Source organism: uncultured Caulobacter sp. (assembly GCF_937900395.1).
In the GTDB taxonomy this organism is placed as follows: domain Bacteria; phylum Pseudomonadota; class Alphaproteobacteria; order Caulobacterales; family Caulobacteraceae; genus Caulobacter.
Genome location: NZ_CALCDX010000245.1, coordinates 1 through 17,897, shown reverse-complemented (window position 1 = coordinate 17,897; position 17,897 = coordinate 1). Strand labels below are relative to the sequence as shown.

Annotated in this window: 17 protein-coding genes and 1 pseudogene; 12 read left to right on the top strand and 6 right to left on the bottom strand. The window is 68.9% G+C overall.

What is annotated here, in order from left to right; genetic code table 11:
• Both Q0379_RS23040 and Q0379_RS23035 read left to right on the top strand, forming a co-directional pair.
• On the top strand, nucleotides 1-822 hold an 822-nt coding region (locus Q0379_RS23040), incomplete at its 5' end, for a class I SAM-dependent methyltransferase (RefSeq protein WP_299017314.1).
• A gap of 5 nt (nucleotides 823-827) precedes the next feature.
• Nucleotides 828-1,619, top strand: coding sequence for an RNA methyltransferase (locus Q0379_RS23035; protein WP_299017311.1), 792 nt, complete (start codon nucleotides 828-830; stop codon nucleotides 1,617-1,619).
• Between the two features lie 138 nt (nucleotides 1,620-1,757).
• Here Q0379_RS23035 and hrpB read toward each other — a convergent pair whose 3' ends face one another.
• On the bottom strand, nucleotides 1,758-4,199 hold the full coding sequence (gene hrpB, locus Q0379_RS23030; protein WP_299017308.1) for an ATP-dependent helicase HrpB: 2,442 nt from the start codon (nucleotides 4,197-4,199) through the stop codon (nucleotides 1,758-1,760).
• A 179-nt stretch (nucleotides 4,200-4,378) separates the two neighbouring features.
• On the opposite strand from hrpB, the gene Q0379_RS23025 reads away from it, so the two are divergent.
• The 5 genes from Q0379_RS23025 (at nucleotide 4,379) to Q0379_RS23005 (ending at nucleotide 10,015) form a co-directional block, all read left to right on the top strand.
• Nucleotides 4,379-5,995 (top strand): amino acid permease, encoded by a 1,617-nt coding sequence (locus Q0379_RS23025; protein ID WP_299017306.1) that lies wholly within the window; start codon nucleotides 4,379-4,381, stop codon nucleotides 5,993-5,995.
• A gap of 87 nt (nucleotides 5,996-6,082) precedes the next feature.
• On the top strand, nucleotides 6,083-6,799 hold the full coding sequence (locus Q0379_RS23020; RefSeq protein ID WP_299017303.1) for an MBL fold metallo-hydrolase: 717 nt from the start codon (nucleotides 6,083-6,085) through the stop codon (nucleotides 6,797-6,799).
• A 170-nt stretch (nucleotides 6,800-6,969) separates the two neighbouring features.
• Complete coding sequence (locus tag Q0379_RS23015) at nucleotides 6,970-7,734, top strand: response regulator (protein ID WP_299017300.1); 765 nt, start codon at nucleotides 6,970-6,972, stop codon at nucleotides 7,732-7,734.
• A complete protein-coding gene (locus tag Q0379_RS23010) occupies nucleotides 7,731-9,149 on the top strand; it encodes an ATP-binding protein (protein WP_299017297.1) in 1,419 nt (472 codons plus the stop codon). The genes Q0379_RS23015 and Q0379_RS23010 overlap by 4 nt, the downstream gene beginning before the upstream one ends.
• Nucleotides 9,150-9,241: 92 nt before the next feature.
• On the top strand, nucleotides 9,242-10,015 hold the full coding sequence (locus tag Q0379_RS23005; protein ID WP_366519348.1) for a hypothetical protein: 774 nt from the start codon (nucleotides 9,242-9,244) through the stop codon (nucleotides 10,013-10,015).
• Here Q0379_RS23005 and Q0379_RS23000 read toward each other — a convergent pair.
• Nucleotides 10,012-10,593 (bottom strand): DUF1345 domain-containing protein, encoded by a 582-nt coding sequence (locus Q0379_RS23000; protein WP_299017294.1) that lies wholly within the window; start codon nucleotides 10,591-10,593, stop codon nucleotides 10,012-10,014. The genes Q0379_RS23005 and Q0379_RS23000 overlap by 4 nt on opposite strands.
• A 205-nt stretch (nucleotides 10,594-10,798) precedes the next feature.
• Between Q0379_RS23000 and Q0379_RS22995 the strand changes: the two genes are divergently transcribed.
• Together Q0379_RS22995 and Q0379_RS22990 are read left to right on the top strand one after the other, a co-directional pair.
• Entirely contained in the window at nucleotides 10,799-10,966 is a 168-nt protein-coding gene (locus tag Q0379_RS22995; RefSeq protein ID WP_143324113.1) for a hypothetical protein, read from the top strand.
• Between the two features lie 9 nt (nucleotides 10,967-10,975).
• Nucleotides 10,976-11,182: a general stress protein gene (locus tag Q0379_RS22990; protein WP_299017287.1), complete on the top strand. Its 207-nt coding sequence runs from the start codon at nucleotides 10,976-10,978 to the stop codon at nucleotides 11,180-11,182.
• An 83-nt stretch (nucleotides 11,183-11,265) separates the two neighbouring features.
• Here Q0379_RS22990 and egtB read toward each other — a convergent pair whose 3' ends face one another.
• Both egtB and Q0379_RS22980 read right to left on the bottom strand, forming a co-directional pair.
• On the bottom strand, nucleotides 11,266-13,443 hold the full coding sequence (egtB, locus tag Q0379_RS22985; RefSeq protein WP_299017284.1) for an ergothioneine biosynthesis protein EgtB: 2,178 nt from the start codon (nucleotides 13,441-13,443) through the stop codon (nucleotides 11,266-11,268).
• A gap of 293 nt (nucleotides 13,444-13,736) precedes the next feature.
• Nucleotides 13,737-14,360, bottom strand: coding sequence for a TetR/AcrR family transcriptional regulator (locus Q0379_RS22980; protein WP_299017281.1), 624 nt, complete (start codon nucleotides 14,358-14,360; stop codon nucleotides 13,737-13,739).
• A 139-nt stretch (nucleotides 14,361-14,499) separates the two neighbouring features.
• On the opposite strand from Q0379_RS22980, the gene Q0379_RS22975 reads away from it, so the two are divergent.
• Both Q0379_RS22975 and Q0379_RS22970 read left to right on the top strand, forming a co-directional pair.
• Complete coding sequence (locus tag Q0379_RS22975; RefSeq protein WP_299017279.1) at nucleotides 14,500-15,420, top strand: haloalkane dehalogenase; 921 nt, start codon at nucleotides 14,500-14,502, stop codon at nucleotides 15,418-15,420.
• Nucleotides 15,417-15,833, top strand: a complete 417-nt coding sequence (locus Q0379_RS22970; protein ID WP_299017277.1) for a DUF1330 domain-containing protein — start codon at nucleotides 15,417-15,419, stop codon at nucleotides 15,831-15,833. The genes Q0379_RS22975 and Q0379_RS22970 overlap by 4 nt, the downstream gene beginning before the upstream one ends.
• Here Q0379_RS22970 and Q0379_RS22965 read toward each other — a convergent pair.
• Together Q0379_RS22965 and Q0379_RS22960 are read right to left on the bottom strand one after the other, a co-directional pair.
• A complete protein-coding gene (locus tag Q0379_RS22965) occupies nucleotides 15,830-16,846 on the bottom strand; it encodes a formylglycine-generating enzyme family protein (RefSeq protein WP_299017275.1) in 1,017 nt (338 codons plus the stop codon). The genes Q0379_RS22970 and Q0379_RS22965 overlap by 4 nt on opposite strands.
• Nucleotides 16,834-17,235: pseudogene (locus Q0379_RS22960) on the bottom strand (sulfatase); the annotation flags it as partial. The gene Q0379_RS22965 and the pseudogene Q0379_RS22960, both read right to left, overlap by 13 nt.
• Nucleotides 17,236-17,519: 284 nt before the next feature.
• On the opposite strand from Q0379_RS22960, the gene Q0379_RS22955 reads away from it, so the two are divergent.
• On the top strand, nucleotides 17,520-17,897 hold a 378-nt coding region (locus tag Q0379_RS22955), incomplete at its 3' end, for a DNA methyltransferase (protein ID WP_366519347.1).

Below are 17,897 nucleotides of genomic sequence, written 5' to 3'. Positions count from 1 at the left end.
CTGGAGCGCTATGGCCGCTACACGGTCGTGCGTCCCGAGCCGCAGTGCTTCTGGGCGCCGCGCCTGGACCAGAAGGTCTGGGACAACGCCGACGCCGTCTTCGACCCGACCGATGAGGACGAGGCCGGCCGCTGGCGGTTCAAGGGCAAGCCGATCGAGAAGTTCCCGCTGGCCTGGGGCGGCGCCAAATTCCACGGCCAGTTCACGCCCTTCCGCCACCTGGCCTTCTTCCCCGAGCAGGCGGCCAACTGGGCCTGGCAGGACGAGCGCGTTCGGGCCTTTTCCAAGGCTTCAGGCCGCCAGCCCAAGGTTCTGAATCTGTTTGGCTATACCGGCGTGGCCTCGCTAGTCTGCGCGGCCGCCGGCGCGGCGGTCACGCATGTCGACGCCTCCAAGAAGTCGGTCGGCTTCGCCCGCGAAAACGCCGCCTTCGCCGGCCTCGCCGACAAGCCCATCCGCTGGATCGTCGAGGACGCCCGCAAGTTCGTGGCCCGCGAGGTCCGGCGCGGCAATGTCTATGACGGGATCATCCTGGACCCGCCCAAGTTCGGCCGCGGCGCCGACGGCGAGGTCTGGCGCCTGTTCGAGGACCTGGCGGCCCTGACCCGGGACGTCGCCGCCCTGCTCAGCGAGGACGCTTCGTTCCTGCTGATGAATGCCTACGCCGCCCGCGTCTCGGGCGCGGCGCTGTCGGGCCTGCTGGCCCAGGAGCTGGACGGCCGCGGCGGCGTCATCGACTGGGGCGAGCTCTCGCTGGTCGAGGACAAGGGCGACCGGCAGATCGGACTGTCGTTCTTCGCCCGCTGGTCTTCGGAAGGATAAGGCCCATGGGCGCCAAGACCGTCACCTCCCTGACCAACAATACCGTCAAGGCCGTCCGCGCCCTGCACATGCGCAAGGAGCGCGAGGAGAGCGGCCTCTTCCTGGCCGAGGGGCTGAAGATCGTCATCGAGGCGATCGACTGCGGCCACGCGCCGAAAATCGTCATGTACGGCCCCGACGCGGCCGACCATCCGATGCTGAAGAAGGCCGCCCAGGCCTGCCTGAAGGCCGGCGGCGAAGTCATTGAGGTCAATCGCGAAATCCTCGAGAAGGTCTCGCGCCGCGACAACCCTCAGGCCGTGGTCGCGGTGTTCAAGCAGGTTTTCACGCCGCTCTCGTCAATCGTCCCCGAAAGCGCCCCGTGCTGGGTGGCCATGCAGGCCGTCCGCGACCCCGGCAATCTCGGCACCGTGATCCGCACCGCCGACGCGGCGGGCTGCGGCGGGGTGATCCTGGTCGGCGACTGCGTCGATCCCTATTCAGTCGAGGGCGTGCGGGCGACCATGGGCTCGATCTTCGCGGTCAAGATCGCCAAGGCCACGATCCCTGAGTTCCTCGCCTGGCGCGCCACCTGGCCCGGCAGCGTGGTCGGCACCCTGCTGACCGCCACCGTCGACCACAAGTCCGCCGACTATGTGAAGCCGTCGCTGATCCTGATGGGCAACGAGCAACAGGGCCTGCCGCCCGAGCTGGCGGAAGCGTGCGACGTGAACGTGAAGATCCCCATGCGCGGCCGGGCGGACAGCCTGAACCTGTCGGTCGCTACGGGGATCATGATCTACACGGTGACGGGGTAAGGCCATCAAAGTTGCTCCCCCGCGATGCGGGGGAGCTGTCGCGGAGCGACTGAGGGGGCAAGCGCCTTGAAAGTCGAGCTCGCCCCCTCCGGCCCTCTGGGTCACCTCCCCCGCATCGCGGGGGAGGATCTAGGCCCCTCAAGTCCCCCGAGGCTTCGCCCGCGTCACCGGCGCGGCGCTGGCCGGATCGTCCGGCCAGACGTGCCGGGGATAGCGGCCCTTCATCTCGACCTTCACCTCGCGCCAGGAGCCCTTCCAGAAACCCGGCAGGTCCTTGGTGATCTGGATCGGACGGTGGGCGGGCGACAGCAAGGCCAGCGTCAGCGGGACCTTGCCGCCGGCCACGCTGGGGTGTTCGGCGAGGCCGTAGAGCTCCCCGACCCGCACCTCGACGCGCGGTCCTCCCTCGGCGGAATAGTCGATGGCGAAAGTGTTGCCGGTCGGCGCCTCGAAGCGCGCCGGCAACAGAGCGTCCATCTTGCGCTGCAGGTCCCAGGGCACGAGCGTCTTCAGCGCGTCGTGCAGCGTCCCCTCGTCCAGGCTGGACAGCGAGGAACGACCGGCCAGCAGCGGCTCCAGCCATTCGTCGAGGCGTTCGATCAGGGCGGGCTCGGAGAGATCGGGCCATTGATCGCCATCGACCTCGCGCAGGAAGGCCACGCGGTCCAGCAGCGCCCTGCCCCGCTCGCCCAGGCGCAGGGCCGACAGCCCCTCGGCGCGGACCTGGTCCAGCAGCGCGCCGGCGATCATCGCCGGGTCGGGGTTCTCGACCAGCCGCTCCTCCAGCACCAGCTTGCCCAGGCGCAGCAGCCGCTTGGCGCGGACCTTGCCGCCAGCGGTCTCCAGGCGGTCCTCCGCGACCAGGCGATCGGCGAAGGCCTCGCGCAGCTCCGTCTCCTCGACGGCGGCGGCCAGCAGGATGCGGTCGCGACTGTCGCCGCCGCCCAACTCGCCGACCGCAAGCCACGGCTCGCGCGCCAGGGGATCGGTCGGCTCCAGATAGACGCCGCGGCCGCCGGCCAGCTGGAATTCGCCGGCCTTGCCGCGCGCCTTGGCGACGCGCTCGGGATAGGCCTCGGCCAGCATCAGCCCGACTTCCAACTCTTGCGCGCCAGAGGCCTTGCCGGCCGCCCGCGCCCAGCGCTCGACGAGGGCCATGGCGTCGCGCGCTCTCGGCGAGCGGTCGCGGTGCAGGTTCTCCAGCCGCCGACGCAGATCGACATCCTTGCCGCCCAGCCCCTGCTCGGTCAGCACCGCGGCGACCTCGGCCGCCTCGCGCGCCTGGCCGGAGGCCGCGCCGCGCACGACCATGTGCGCCAGGCGCGGCGGCAGCGGCATGTCGGCCAAGGCCTTGCCATGGGCTGTCAGGTCGCCGTGAGCGTCCAGCGCCTGGATGCGCGTGAGCAAGCTCCGGGCCTCGGCGAAGGCGGCGGCCGGCGGCGGGTCGAGGAAGGTCAGGCCGCTCGCGTCCTTGGCGCCCCATCGAGCCAGGTCCAGCGCCAGGCGCGAGAGGTCGGCCTCCAGAATCTCCGGTCGGGCGAAAGCGGGCAGCGACCGTGTTTCGGGCTCGTCCCACAGGCGGTAGCAGACGCCGGGCTCGGTCCGGCCGGCGCGGCCCCGGCGCTGGTCGGCGGCGGCGCGGCTGACGCGGACCGTCTCCAGCCGCGTGATGCCCGAGGCCGGGTCGTAGCGCGGCACCCGGGCGAGACCTGCGTCGATCACGACGCGCACACCCTCGATGGTCAGGCTGGTCTCGGCGATGGAGGTGGCCAGCACGACCTTGCGGCGGCCGGCCGGCGCGGGCGAGATGGCGCGGTCCTGCGCCGCCGGTTCCAGCGCGCCATAGAGCGGCGCGACGTCGACGTCAGGACGGCGCAGCCGCTCGTTCAGCCAGCTTTCGACGCGCCGGATCTCGCCCTGTCCCGGCAAGAACACCAGGATCGAGCCGGTCTCCTCCGCCAGCGCCCGCTCGACGGCGCGACCGACGCGCTCCTCCAGCCGCTGGCGTTCGTCGCGGCCAAGGTAGCGGGTGTCGACCGGGAACATCCGCCCCTGGCTCTCGACGACCGGCGCGTCGTTGAGCAGCGCCGAGATCCGCGCGCCGTCCAGCGTGGCCGACATCACCAGCAGGCGCAGGTCGTCGCGCAGCACGCTCTGGACGTCGCGGGCGAAGGCCAGACCCAGGTCGGCGTCCAGGCTGCGCTCGTGAAACTCGTCGAAAAGCACGGCCGCGACGCCGTCCAGGCCCGGGTCGTCGAGAATCATCCGCGTGAAGACGCCCTCGGTGACCACCTCGATCCGCGTCCGAGCCGAGACCTTGGACTGCAGACGCACCCGGAAGCCGACCGTTTCGCCGACGGACTCGCCGAGATTGGCGGCCATGCGCGCCGCGGCCGCACGCGCGGCCAGGCGCCGAGGCTCCAGCACGATCAGCTTGCGGCCCTGAACCCACGGCTCTTCCAGGAGCGCCAAGGGAACGGCCGTGGTCTTGCCCGCGCCCGGGGGGGCGACGAGAACGGCGGTCTCCCGCGCGCCAAGGGCGCCTTTCAGCGCCGGAAGGGCCTCGAAAATGGGCAACATCGCGCCCGCTTTACTGGCCGCGCCGCTTCACGCCAAGCATCTCTGGACTAGTCACGGGCGCGGAGAACATTTACGCGCTTTAACCGCTCGACCTTGACCCCATGCTCATAAAAGGGTCACGGTCCGCAAAATTTTCCAAAGGCGACCCCAGGGGGAGTCTTGCCTATTCAGGAGGAACTATGTGGCGCGTAAAATCGCTTGATGCGATCCTAGCGACGGCCGAGAAGAAATCGTTGCACCGCTCGCTGGGTCCCGTGCAGCTGACGCTGCTGGGTGTGGGCGCGATCATCGGCACCGGCATCTTCGTTCTGACCGCCGCGGCGGCGCAGAAGGCCGGCCCCGGCATGATGTGGAGCTTCGTGATCGCCGGCGCCGTCTGCGCCTTCGCCGCGCTCTGCTACTCTGAACTGGCTTCCATGGTGCCCGTCTCGGGCTCGGCCTACACCTATTCCTACGCCGTCATGGGCGAACTGCTGGCCTGGATGGTCGGCTGGGCGCTGATCCTCGAATATGCGGTCGCCGCCAGCGCCGTCTCGGTCGGCTGGTCCGGCTACTTCCTGGGCCTGATCGAGCACGCGTTCGGCTTCCATTGGCCTGACGCCATCCGGCACGGTCCCGCCTGGTCGATGAACGGCTGGATGCCGGTCGCCGACTTCAGCGCCGGCATCGTCAATGTTCCCGCCATCATCGTGGCCCTGGCCGTGACCGCCCTGCTGGTCATCGGCACCACCGAAAGCGCCACCGTCAACGCCGCTCTGGTCGCCATCAAGGTCACGGCCCTGACCGTGTTCATCGCGATGGCCCTGCCGGTCCTGAAGACCGGCAACTTCTCGCCGTTCACCCCGAATGGCTGGTTCGGCCCCGCGGGCACGACCGGCATGGGCGTCGTCGGCGCGGCCGCCTCGATCTTCTTCGCCTATGTCGGCTTCGACGCGGTCTCCACCGCCGCCGAAGAGACTAAGAACCCGCAGCGCAACGTGCCGATCGGCCTGATCGGCTCGCTGGCGCTCTGCACCATCTTCTACCTGCTAGTCGCGGCCGGCGCGATCGGCGCGGTCGGCGCCCAGCCGGTGCTTGGCGCGGACGGTTCGGCCGTCCAGCCGGGCTCGGCGGCCTTCACCGCCGCCTGTAACCTGGCCGCCAATAAGGACGCCTTGGTCTGCTCGAACGAGGCCCTGGCCCACGTGCTGCGCCAGATCAACTTCCCGCTGCTCGGCAACCTGCTGGGCCTGGCGGCCAACCTGGCCCTGCCCTCGGTCATCCTGATGATGATCTACGGCCAGACCCGCATCTTCTTCGTGATGGCGCGCGACGGCCTGCTGCCCGAGAAGCTGGCCACCATCCACCCCAAGTTCAAGACGCCGCACATCGTGACCATCGTCACCGGCCTGTTCGTCGCCCTCGCCGGCGCGTTCTTCCCGGTCGGTCAGCTGGCCGACATCTCGAACTCGGGCACGCTGTTCGCCTTCTTCATGGTGTCGATCGCCGTGATGGTGCTGCGCGTGAAGGATCCGAACCGTCCGCGTCCGTTCAAGACGCCGCTGATCTGGGTGATCGCCCCGATCTCGCTGGTCGGCTGCGCGGTGCTGTATTTCAACCTGCCGCTCGAGGCGATGGCCGTGCTGCCCGTCTGGGGCGCCATCGGCCTGGTGATCTACTTCGCCTACGGCTACCGCAAGAGCCACGTCGGCCGCGGCCTCACCGAGGTTCCGGAACTGGCCGCCGACGCGCCGGCTGGTCCCGTTCCGCCGATGCCGGGCGCCCCGGCGCCGGGTTCGAAGGAAGAACGCGACTAACAAGGTTGGCTTGATCTCTAGCTGAGAGGCTTTAGGTCAGAAGGGCGGGCGCTTCGGCTCCCGCCCTTTTCTTTTGGAGGTCGTCCGATGAGTGACGCCATGCCCATCGCCGCCATGATCGCGCCGGTCACGCCGCTGCAGCAGAACTGCACGATCGTCTGGTGCGCCAAGACGATGAAGGCCGCGATCATCGATCCGGGCGGCGAGGTCGATCGCCTGCTCAAGGCCCTGGCCGACAAGGGCCTGACGCTGGAGAAGATCTGGATCACCCACGGCCATATGGACCACGCCGGCGGCGCGGCCGAACTGAAGGCCCGCACCGGGGTCCCGATCGAAGGCCCGCACGAGGCCGACCAGTTCTGGATCGACCGCATCCAGCAGAGCGGTGAGATGTACGGCATGCCCGAGGCTCGGATCTTCGTTCCCGACCGCTGGCTGCAGGATGGCGACAAGGTCACGCTGGGCGAGACCGAGTTCGAGGTCCTCCACTGCCCCGGCCACACGCCCGGCCACGTGGTGTTCTTCCACCGGCAGGCCAAGTTCGCTCAGGTCGGCGACGTGCTGTTCCAGGGCTCGATCGGCCGCACGGACTTCCCGATGGGCAATCACCAGGATCTGATCAACGCCATCACCCACAAGCTTTGGCCGCTGGGCGAGGACGTACGCTTCGTGCCCGGCCACGGGCCGATGTCCAGCTTCGGGGCCGAGCGCTGCAGCAATCCGTTCGTTAGCGATCGCGCGGTGGCCGCGATGAATGCGCAGGGCGCGGCCTATCACGCGCCCGAGAACCATTCGCCGGGCTGAGGTCAACCGGACCCGGTCCGCTAAGGGGGGAAGCAGACCGGGCCCGAGCGCCGGAGGACCGCATGATGGGGGGGACGGCCCACCGACCGGATTTCGATGCCACGGGAGGGTTGCGCCGCTGTTTCAGAGATGAAATCTGAGCGTGACGGGGCCGTGACAGGAAAGCGCATATGGAAAACGCCCAAAATACCGTTCAAGGCGACCCAGACGCTTCGCGGGGCGCGGCGTCGCGCATCCTGATCGTTGATGACGACCCCGGCATCCGCGACGTGGTGTCGGACTTCCTCAGCCGCCACGGCTACGCGGTGGAGACGGCGCAGGACGCCCGCACCATGGAGCAGGTCCTGGCGCGCGGGCCGATCGACCTGATCGTCCTGGACGTCATGCTGCCCGGCGAGGACGGCCTGGCGATCTGCCGCCGGCTGTCCTCCGCCGCCGATGGCCCCTCCATCATTATGCTCTCGGCCATGGGCGAGGAGACCGACCGGATCGTTGGTCTGGAGCTCGGCGCCGACGACTATCTGCCCAAGCCGTGCAATCCGCGCGAGCTGCTGGCCCGCGTCAGGGCCGTGCTGCGCCGGCGCCAAGAGCCGCGCGTGGCCGACGACGCCATGGGCGCGGCCTGCGAGTTCGCGGGCTGGCGGCTGGATCTGGTCCGCCGCGAACTGCGCTCGCCGCAGTCTGTGGTCGTCAACCTCTCCAGCGGGGAATTCTCGCTGCTGCGCGCCTTCGTCGAGCGGCCGCAGCGCGTGCTGACCCGCGACCAGCTGCTGGACCTGGCGCGCGGCCGCGACAGCGACGCCTATGACCGCGCGATCGACGTGCAGATCAGCCGCCTGCGGCGCAAGCTGGACGACGGCGGCGGCGGCGAGCTGATCCGCACGATCCGCAGCGAAGGCTACATGTTCACCGCCAAGGTCGTGCGCACCCCATGACGATGTTTCGGCGCGGCGCGCCGCTGTTCGTGCAGGCTCTGGGGCTGGTGATCGTCACCTTGGTGGCGGCCCAGCTGATCGCCATCGCGGTCATCTTCAACCTGCCCCCGCCGCCGCCCGAGTTCTATCGTTCGGCCGAGATCGTCCGCGCGCTCAAAACGGGCCAGCCCGTCCAGCCTCGCGACGGCCGCCTGTTGGTGGTCAAGGAGCACGGCTCGATGCGCTCCAATGGCCCCGACAGCATCCGCCGCGCCGACTTCAAGGCTGGCATCGCCCGCGCGATCGGCGTTCCGGCCAATCGCGTCGAACTGCAGACCGACAACGGCCCGCGCTTCTTCGTCCGTCGCACGCCGGTCAATCCGCCGAGCACCGCTGACGCTCGTCCCCCGCCCAACGGCCGTCAAGCTCGCGAGCCGTTCGCCCGCGAGCCTGGCTCCGGCGGTCCGCCCGGCGCCCGCGACCAGCCGCGGGACGAGCCGCTGATCTTCGGCGACTTCAAGTTCGGCGTGCGCCAAAGCGATGGTCGCTGGCTGGTGGTCGAACCCAAGCCCACCTTCCGCATGGACAGCTGGCAGCAACGCATCCTGCTGATCCTGCTGCTGTCAGTGATCGCCGTGACGCCGCTGGCCTGGCTGTTCGCGCGGCGTCTGTCGCAGCCGATCACCGCCTTCGCCGACGCCGCAGAGCGGCTGGGCAAGGACCCGCGCACGCCGCCCTTGAACCTGTCCGGCTCGACCGAGGTGGTCGCCGCCGCCTCGGCCTTCAACATGATGCAGGAACGCCTGCGTCGCTACGTCGAGGACCGCACGGCCATGGTGGGCGCGATCGCCCACGACCTGCGCACGCCCCTCACCCGCCTGAAGTTCCGCATCGAGGCCGCGCCCGACGATATCCGTCCGAAGCTGGCCGCCGACATCGATCAGATGGAGGCGATGATCGCCGCGACACTGGGCTTCGTACGCGACACCAACCGACCGGCCGAACGCACCAAGCTGGAGCTTTCCTCCCTGCTGGAAAGCGTGATGGACGAGGCGGCCGAGACCGGCGGCGACGCCACGGTCGAGCAGGCCGAGAAGACCGTGATCGAGGGCGATCCCGTGGCGCTGAAGCGCTTGGTCCAGAACCTGGTCGAGAACGCCCTGAAGTATGGCGGCGCCGCCCGGGGGCGAGTCTATGCCGATGATGGCATGGCGATCATCGAGATCGACGACGACGGCCCGGGCGTGCCGCCGGCCGAGCTGGAGCGGGTGTTCGAGCCCTTCTATCGCGGCGAGCCTTCGCGCAATCGCCAAACCGGCGGCATTGGCCTGGGCCTCGCGGTCGTCCGTTCCCTGGCGCGCGCCCACGGTGGAGACGTCACCCTGGCCAACCGCCAGGACGGCGGCCTGCGCGCCAGCGTCCGCCTGCCCGCCTAAGGTGACGAAAGCCTTCGGTTTATTGCGCCGCCGCAAGCTCCGTCGGCTCGGCTGACATTGCCCCGCAATCGGAGTGGTCTTCAAAGCTGAGCATGAAGACATCCGCCATGCCGCTCCGCGCCCTCGTCCTGACCACGATCCTGGCCGCTCTTTCCGCCTGTGCTGGCGGTCCGCCCAAAGGCGGTCCGGGACCCGAGGATGGTGATTTCGGACCGCCTGGTCGCGGCGGTTCTGGCCCAGTGGGAGCCCAGCAGCTGTTCATCAGCCCGGCGGGAGAGCCGTTCCGCGCGGCGCCCGGGCAGCCCTATCCCGTCGCCGCCTGGTTCTCCGGCGCGGACGCCAATCACGACGGCGCAGTGAGTCGGGACGAGTTCATCGCCGACGCCCTAAGGTTCTTCGCCGTGGTCGACGCTGACCATAGTGGCGTGATCGACGGGTTCGAGGTCTCGGCCTACGAGGCGCGCATCGCGCCGGAGATCATCGGCGGCGCGGCCCCCTCGATGCGGCGCGGCCCGATGGGCCAGGGACCTGGCGGCGGCGGTCCGCCCGGCGGCGGACGCGGCCCTGGCGGAGGCGAAGGTCCCGGCGACCGACGCGGCGGCGGCATGGGCGCCAACGTCCTGCAGGGCGCCGCGCTCTACAGCCTGATCGCCGAGCCGGAGCCCGTGATGGGCGCGGACGCGGACTTCAACCGTCGCATCACCAAGGACGAGGCCGCCAAGGCCGCCAAGACCCGCTTCGCCCTGCTCGATCGCGACAAGGACGGCGTGCTGAAACTGGAAGAGCTGCCCAAGACCCCCGCCCAGCTCAGGGCCGAGGGCGGCAAAGACCGCGACAAGCCACGCGGCCGTCCGCGCCGCCGCTAGCTGCCGACAAGGCTGGCGATGATGTTGATGCCCAGCGCCAGGACCGCGGTGTTGTAAAAATAGGCGGCGGCCGCGTGGGCGGTGACCAGGCGGCGCAGCTTGGAGGTCAGGATGTTGTTGTCCGACACCTGGAAGGTCGCCCCGACGCTGAAGGCCAGATAGGCGAAGTCGAGATAGCTGGTCGGCTGCTCGCCCGGGAACTCAATGCCGCCCTTGTCCTTGCCCGCGCCGAAATAGCGGTGCGCGTAGTGCAGGACGAACACCGTCTGCAGCACCAGCCACGACAGCACCAGCGTCGCCCCCGCGCAGCCGATGATCAACGCCCGCGCGCTGCTCATCGCATCCTTGGCCACGATCATCGCGTCGACCACCGCCCCTAGACTGACGGCGATGGCGGCCAGGACGATCAACATCAGCACCGGCACGCCTTCGTCATAGCTCGCCGCCCGCGAGCGCAACTCTGTCTCGCTTGACCGGATGAACAACGTCCACATCAGCGTCAGATACGCCAAGGCCGCGCTATCCCAGGCCAACAACAGGCGCGCTCCGCGCGGCGCGCCAAAATAATTGGCCGTCATCCAAACGACTATCCCGACCGCGAAAGCCGCCGCCAGACGCCAATGCGACATGGCGCGGGACGGCGTTTGCTTGGTGTTGCGCGGCATTCTCAGGCGACTCCTTGAAACCGGGACAATCCCGGTCCGGCGTAATTAGTGCGGCTTCGCGGTGAACCGAAAGCGTCCTCGCTGGTTACTTCACCGGAACGCGCAGGAAACGATACCGATGACCGACCCCGACGCCCCGCCTCCTACCGAGCCCAAGCCGCCCGAGTACGAGCCTGGCGTCATCCCCGTCGAGGAGCCCCCCACCTCGCCGCCGGTCGATCCCGGGGACGACCGTCCCTATGGCGTCGCGCCCTCGCTCGTACCGCCTGTGACCAGTCCCGACTAGGAGCCCCAGATGGACACCGATAGCGAACGTCCCCGCGGTCGTCGCGGTTTCGCCGCCATGGACCCGGAACGCCGGCGCGAGATCGCCAGGAAGGGCGGAGCGAGCGTGCCCAGCGAGAAGCGCAGTTTCGCCAAGGATCGAGACCTGGCGGCCAACGCCGGTCGTAAGGGCGGCTCGTCCTCGCGCGGCGGCCGCCCCGGCGAACGCGGCATCTAAGCGATCGAACCGCGGTTCGAATGCGCCGGTTCCGATAGCCTCGGAACCGGCGCTTTTTCGCGCCTGTCGTCGGCCTCGCCCCCTCAAGCCGTCAGGACGTACACGCCAAAAGCGGGGTCCGAGCTGATCCAACGCTGGGCTACGGCCCAGCCCGCGCGCCGCGCGATCGCATCGAACGCCTCAGGACGGTACTTGTAGGAGTTCTCGGTGTGGATGGTCTCGCCGGCGGCGAAGGCGAAGCCATGATCGCCGACCATCACGATCTGGTCGCGGACGCTCTCCAGATGCATCTCGATCCGGCTCTCCTCGGCGTTCCATATGGCGCGGTGGCTGAAGGCGGCGGGATCGAACGTCCCCCCCAGTTCGCGGTTGATGTGGGCCAGCACATTGCGATTGAACGCCGCCGTGACGCCCTGGGCGTCGTCATAGGCCGGGATCAGCACCGCCGGGTCCTTGGCGACGTCCGCCCCGACCACGAACAGCGATCCCTCCCCGAGCAGCTCGCGCGCCCCGCGAAGCAGCGCCTCGGCCTCGTCCGGTGCGAAATTGCCAATCGTCGAGCCCGGAAAGAAGCCCACCAGGGGTCGACCGCGCGCGCCCTCGGGCGGGGTGAGCGCCTTGGTGAAGTCTTCGACCAGGGGCGCGACAACCAGGTTGGGATAGTCGGCGCGGAGACTGGCGGCCGCCTCTTCAAGCGCGGAGGGGCTGATGTCGATCGGCGCATAGACCGCCACTTGCGGCGCCGCGTCCAACACGATGCGGGTCTTGGTGCTGGCGCCGCTGCCGAACTCGACGAGGGCCGCGCCGTCGGGAATGCGCGCGGCGATCTCGGGCGCGATCTCGCGCAGCAAGGCGGTCTCGGTCCGGGTCAGGTAGTATTCCGGCAAGCCGCAGATCTGCTCGAACAGGCGCGAGCCCTCGGCGTCATAGAAGTACTTGGCCGGAAGGGTCTTCGGCGTGGCCGAGAGACCCGCGATCACCTCCTCGAGGAACGGATTTCCCGGCGTGACCTCGGCCAGGCGATCATCGTCGGCCAGCCTCACGCCGGCGAACATCCAGCGCCGGTCGGGATGGAAGAAGTTGCGATAGGTCGCGCGCGAATGGCCCGGCGGCGTCGCCTCGCAGCCGCCGCGCAGCACCATTTGATTGATCATGAACTTGCCGTTGTACTCGCCGAGCGCGCCCGCCCCCGGCTTGAAGCCCGGATAGGCGGCGTAGGCGCTGGAGGTCCACTGCCAGGCTGATCCGAACAGCTGACGCAGCGCGCTCTTGCCCGAAGCGGTGGCCGCGGCTTCCCATTCAGCCTCGGTCGGCAGCCGACGTCCCGCCCAGGCGGCGTAGGCGGCGGCCTCGTAATAGCTGACGTGAACCACCGGCGCGTTCGGATCCACCGGATGGCGACCGCGCAGGGTCATGGTGGTCCAGACGCCGTTGGCCTCGAGCCGCCAATAGCCCGGCGCGGTCCATCCCTCCTGCTGCGCGGCAGCCCACCCTTCGGAAAGCCACAAATCGACGCGCTGGTAGCCGCCGGCGTCGATGAAGGCGATCCACTCGGCGTTGGTCACCAGACGGTCGGAGAGGCGAAACGGGGCGACATAGACACGATGCCGGGGCCGCTCATTGTCGAAGGCGAAGCCGCCTTGATCGGCGCCGATATCGACCAGACCGCCCGCGAACCGGTGGAAGCGTTGCGGACCGGGATCCGGACGGCTGGACGGCGCGCTGGCCTGGTAGGCGGGACTGAGCGGGGATTGGGCGAAGAGGTGCAGGATATCCATCAGGATCAACTCCTGATGCTGCTCCTCGTGGGCGAGGCCAAGGTCGAGGCGCTCACGGATTTCGGAGGTCAGCGGACCGTCCAGCAGGCGCTCCATGGCCGCATCCACGTGAGCGCGATAGGCGCTGACGACGTTGACCGAGGGCCGGGTCAGCAGGCCGCGCTGAGGCCTGGGCTGCCGGGGCCCGACCGCCTCGTAATAGGAATTGAACAGGTAGCCAAAAGCCGGATCGTAGACCTTGTAGTCCGGCAGGAACGGCGAGAGCAGAAAGGTCTCGAAGAACCAGGTCGTATGCGCGCGGTGCCACTTGGTGGGGCTGGCGTCCGGCATGGACTGGGCGGCCTGATCCTCGGGCGACAGCGGCGCGGCCAGGGCCTCGGTGCGCCGACGGACCCGCCGGTAGCGCTCAACCGCATCGCCAGCCTCCGCCTCCGCCACACTCAGAGGAGCCAAATCGCGGATGGGCAGATCGTCGGGGGTCATGAGGGCTCCTCGGGACGTGGTGGCGCTTGCCGGCCCAGGCGACGACAACGTCCGCGAAACTTCGGCGTTCCAACCTCCGCTGGCAAGCGACGCAGGTTCGCCTGCTGACACAGCGTGTCAGGACACTCGCGGCAAGGCTTGGACGAACAGAAGATATTCCGGGGTCCATGGAGGACATGTCCCCGTGGCGACGTCCTTTCTTGGCAAGGACCTCGACCGCCCCTTACGGTCGTGTCCCGCCGGCCGGGGAATTGAGCAGCTCCGGCCGGCCCCTCTTCCCGAGGGCTAACGCCTTAGGCGGCCGCCGCGCGATCCAGCAGCGCCGAAATCATCGCCTGAAGGACCTCTGTCGTCGCGGTGGGTTCAAGAGCCTGGTCCTGGCGCAGGCGCCGCCAGGCGTCGAAACTCAGCAGCAGGTCGATCGCCTCGAAGAGATCCCGATCGGCGGCCAGAGCGGCCGGGAGTTCGCGCCGCAGGATCTCCCGCGACGCCGCGACCAGCTTGGCGTTGTGGAGGTCCAGCGCGGTCGATTGATGGCGGTGAACCTCGGACGCGCGCTTGAAGGGCGCGACCCGCTCATAGGCCCAGCCCCGGCGTTCGACCAGCTCGAGCACCCTACCGCGCCAATCAGCGGCCTTGAAGGGCGTGTCCGCCAAGGACATCAGCTCGGCCTCGATCACCGCCGACATCTCGCGGTACAGGCTTTCCAGGTCCTTGAAGTGCCGGAAGACGGTGCGCAGGCCGACTTCCGCACGCCCCGCCACCTGTTCAGCCGAAGGGGAAACGTAACCCTCTTGGACCAGGTCGAGCATCGCCTGCACGATGCGGGCGCGGCTGTCCTGCCCTCGGCGACGCCGGCCATCGGCGGACGGCGCATCGTCGTTCGGCTGAGGCAGAAGATAGCGCGCGCGATCCAAGTCCGAGGTCCTCCTTCGTCCTGCTTAGCGTCCGTGCGGCGCGACCGCTACCCGCCAAACGTCGAGGTCGTTCTTGACAGCCGCCGATATAATGACACTCATTATGTCAATACAACGGACAGCGCGGAGGGGATCGACCATGGACGTGTTGCGGACGCCGGACGAGCGGTTCCAGAATTTGGCCGATTGGCCCTACGCCCCTCGCTACACCGAGATCGCCGACGCCGATGGAACACGCCTGCGCGTCCATCACGTCGACGAGGGCCCGCGAGGCCAGCGCCCCATCCTGCTGATGCACGGCGAGCCGTCCTGGGCCTATCTCTACCGCAAGGTCATCGCCGACTTGGTCGCCAGGGGCCGCCGCGCCGTGGCGCCCGACCTGATCGGCTTCGGCCGCTCGGACAAGCCGGCCAAGCGCGGCGACTACACCTACGAGCGGCACGTGGCCTGGATGAGCGACTGGCTCGTCCGCAACGATCTCAAGGACATCGTCCTGTTCTGCCAGGATTGGGGCGGCCTGATCGGCCTGCGGCTGGTCGCGGCCTTTCCCGAGCGGTTCGCGGCCGTGGTGGTCTCCAACACCGGCCTGCCGATCGGCCAGGGCAAGACCGAGGGCTTCGAGGCCTGGCTGAACTTCAGCCAGAACGTCCCCGAGCTGCCGATCGGCTTCATCCTGAACGGCGGAACGGCCCGCGATCTCTCCGACGCCGAGCGCGCCGCCTATGACGCGCCCTTCCCTGATGAGACGTACAAGGAAGGCGCGCGGCAGTTCCCGGCTCTGGTTCCGATCACACCGGAACACGCCTCGATCGCCGAGAACGAGGCCGCCTGGAAGGTGCTCGAGCGCTTCGACAAACCGTTCCTGACCGCCTTCTCGGACGCCGACCCGATCACGCGCGGCGGCGACGCCATCTTCAAGGCCCGTGTGCCGGCGACCGGAAAATCCAAACACGTGACGCTGAAGGGCGGACACTTCATCCAGGAGGACGCCCCGGCCGAGATCGCCGCCCTGCTCGACGAGCTGGTCGCGTCCCTGCCCCAGCCGGAGGTGGTCGCGTGAAGGTCGTCAACGCCGTCTTCCCCGAGCCCACACAAATGGTCGAGTTCTTCGGCGCGCCCGAGGACGGACCGTTCGTCATGGTCAACCTGCTGAAGTTCCACGAGAAGGCTCAGTACCCGGACGGATCGGACAGCCATCTTTCAGGCAAGGAGGCCTATGCCCGCTATGGCGAGGCGGTCCGCAAGCTGGTCGAGGGCCTGGGCGGCCGCATCCGCTACAATGGCGCGGTCACCGGCCTGCTGCTGGGCGAGGTCGAGGAGCTGTGGGACGCGGTCGCCCTGGCCGAGTACCCGTCCCTGGCCGCCTTCCAGGCCATGGCGACGTCGCCCGAGATGCACGCCATCGAGCACCATCGCAAGGCGGGCCTGGCCGGGCAGTTGAATATCCGCACGCGGCCAGGTCCGGGCTTCTAACGCTCTCGGAAAACGGTGCGGAAGCCGATGTGCGAGGCGCCGCTATCGGGCGGTCCTGGCGTGCGGGCGGCCGGCCGATAGCGGAAGCAGTAGTCGTCCGCGCACAGGAACGAGCCGCCCTTGATCACGTGCTTGGCGACGTTCGGCTCGTCGGGGTCGAGGGCGCGGATCTCGGGCGGACCGCCCGTCTCGATCACGCTGGCCGGCGCCAGGCCGGGCCGGAACCAGTCCTTGGTCCATTCCCAGACATTGCCGGCCATGTCGACCAGGCCGTAGCCGTTGGGCGGAAAGCAGCCGGCCGGCGCGGCGCGCGCCTTGAAGCCGTCATCGCCCAGGTCCTGGGCGGGAAAGACGCCCTGCCAGGTGTTGGCCCGCGGATGCTTCGGGTCCTGAGGCTGGTCGCCCCAGGCGTACTTCTTGGCGACGAGGCCGCCGCGCGCGGCGTACTCCCACTCGGCCTCGGTCGGCAGGTCGCGCCCCAGCCAGCGGGCGTAGGCCATGGCGTCCTCCCAGGCGATGTGGACGACCGGCCAGGCGTCCTTGCCCCGGATGCTGGAGCCCGGCCCCTCGGGATGGCGCCAGTCGGCGCCGGGGATCACCCGCCACCATTGCGAGGGATCGTCCGACCTCGCCCCCTTTTCCCCCACGAAAACGAGCGAGGCCGGACGCCGCTGCGCCGCCGACAGGTGGGCGTAGCGCGCGGGGTCCAGCGGCCGTTCGGCCACGGTGCGATAGCCCGTGGCCGCGACGAACCGCGCGAAGGCGGCGTTGGTGACCTCGGTGCGATCAATCCAGAACGGCGCGACGCGGACGTTCTCCGGAGGCCCCTCCTCCGGCCGGACCGGCGCGCCGCCCATCAGGAAATCGCCGCCGGAGAGCCTGACCATGCCCGCCGTGCGGTGGGCCGGATCCGGAATGGGCAAGTCGGCCAGACAGGCCTTGGGCGTCTTTTGTCCGCAGGCCGCGAGGCAAAGCGCCGCCGCCGACAGGAACAGAAACCTCAGTTGTCCCAATAGATGTACTCGTCACTGGCTTTGGACGGCTGGCCGCCGGGATGGTCGATATAGATCGCACCCGACAGCAGAGAAGGCCAGGCGGGCTTGACCATCTGACTGTCCAGCTGAGCCAGGATCGCCGTCAACTCGCGGACCTTGTCGGGGCGGGCCTTGGCCAGGTCGCGCCGTTCGGTCGGATCGTTGGCCAGGTCGAACAGCCAGACCTTGTTCGGCTCCTGGGCGACCTGCAGCTTCCAGCCGCCGGCCATCACCACCTTGTAGCGCCCCGAACGCCAGTAGATCGCCTTGTGCGGATCGCCGGAAACCCGGCCCTTCACGAATGGGACGAGGTCGACGCCGTCCATGACCCGGTCTCTCGGGGAACTCGCCCCGGCCGCGCCCGCGGCCTTGATGACGATCGGCCACCGGACCATCCGCCTCGAGGTCGGCCCCGGGACCGAAGCGCTGATTCACCGGGTCCTCGACCTGGTCGAGCACGCGGTCCGGTTGGAACGGCATGGCTCACCAGGAGCCGACCGTGTCGAAACCAAGCGTCCCGGATAGAGCCAAACGCGCGACCCCCGACCACGCCGCCATGTTGGCCCGCGAGCTCGCTGAAGCAGAGCACAAAGCCACACAGGCAGTTCAACCCGTTCCTCCCCAGCACTGTGTTCCGTGCCGTGATGCACCCATGAGCAGAGAGACGACAAATCAATCGATCGTGATCCAGGGCGAAGCCCTCGCGGAGTTGCAGAAACTCCCGGACGCGATCGCTACGGCCGTCATCACCGATCCGCCATACTCCAGCGGCGGCGCGTTCAGGGGTGATCGGATGGCCGATCCAAGCACGAAGTACTGCCAGAACGGGGAGACGGTTGGGCGCATCAGTTTCAGCGGCGACAACCGGGACGGGCGTTCGTGGGCGTACTGGTGCGCGATGTGGATGAGCGAGGCCCAGCGGGTCACCAAGCCGGGAGGTTACCTGCTGTGCTTCACAGACTGGCGGATGCTCCCGCTGTGCACCGACGCCGTTCAAGCTGGCGGCTGGCTGTGGCGGGGCCTGATTGCG

Coding starts and splice junctions, on each gene's coding strand:
- Q0379_RS23025 (WP_299017306.1), top strand. CDS start 4,379: ATGTGGCGCGTAAAATCGCTTGATGCGATCCTAGCGACGGCCGAGAAG.
- hrpB (WP_299017308.1), bottom strand. CDS start 4,199: ATGTTGCCCATTTTCGAGGCCCTTCCGGCGCTGAAAGGCGCCCTTGGC.
- Q0379_RS23035 (WP_299017311.1), top strand. CDS start 828: ATGGGCGCCAAGACCGTCACCTCCCTGACCAACAATACCGTCAAGGCC.
- Q0379_RS23005 (WP_366519348.1), top strand. CDS start 9,242: ATGAAGACATCCGCCATGCCGCTCCGCGCCCTCGTCCTGACCACGATC.
- Q0379_RS23010 (WP_299017297.1), top strand. CDS start 7,731: ATGACGATGTTTCGGCGCGGCGCGCCGCTGTTCGTGCAGGCTCTGGGG.
- Q0379_RS22975 (WP_299017279.1), top strand. CDS start 14,500: ATGGACGTGTTGCGGACGCCGGACGAGCGGTTCCAGAATTTGGCCGAT.
- Q0379_RS22990 (WP_299017287.1), top strand. CDS start 10,976: ATGGACACCGATAGCGAACGTCCCCGCGGTCGTCGCGGTTTCGCCGCC.
- Q0379_RS23020 (WP_299017303.1), top strand. CDS start 6,083: ATGAGTGACGCCATGCCCATCGCCGCCATGATCGCGCCGGTCACGCCG.
- Q0379_RS23000 (WP_299017294.1), bottom strand. CDS start 10,593: ATGACGGCCAATTATTTTGGCGCGCCGCGCGGAGCGCGCCTGTTGTTG.
- Q0379_RS23015 (WP_299017300.1), top strand. CDS start 6,970: ATGGAAAACGCCCAAAATACCGTTCAAGGCGACCCAGACGCTTCGCGG.
- Q0379_RS22995 (WP_143324113.1), top strand. CDS start 10,799: ATGACCGACCCCGACGCCCCGCCTCCTACCGAGCCCAAGCCGCCCGAG.
- egtB (WP_299017284.1), bottom strand. CDS start 13,443: ATGACCCCCGACGATCTGCCCATCCGCGATTTGGCTCCTCTGAGTGTG.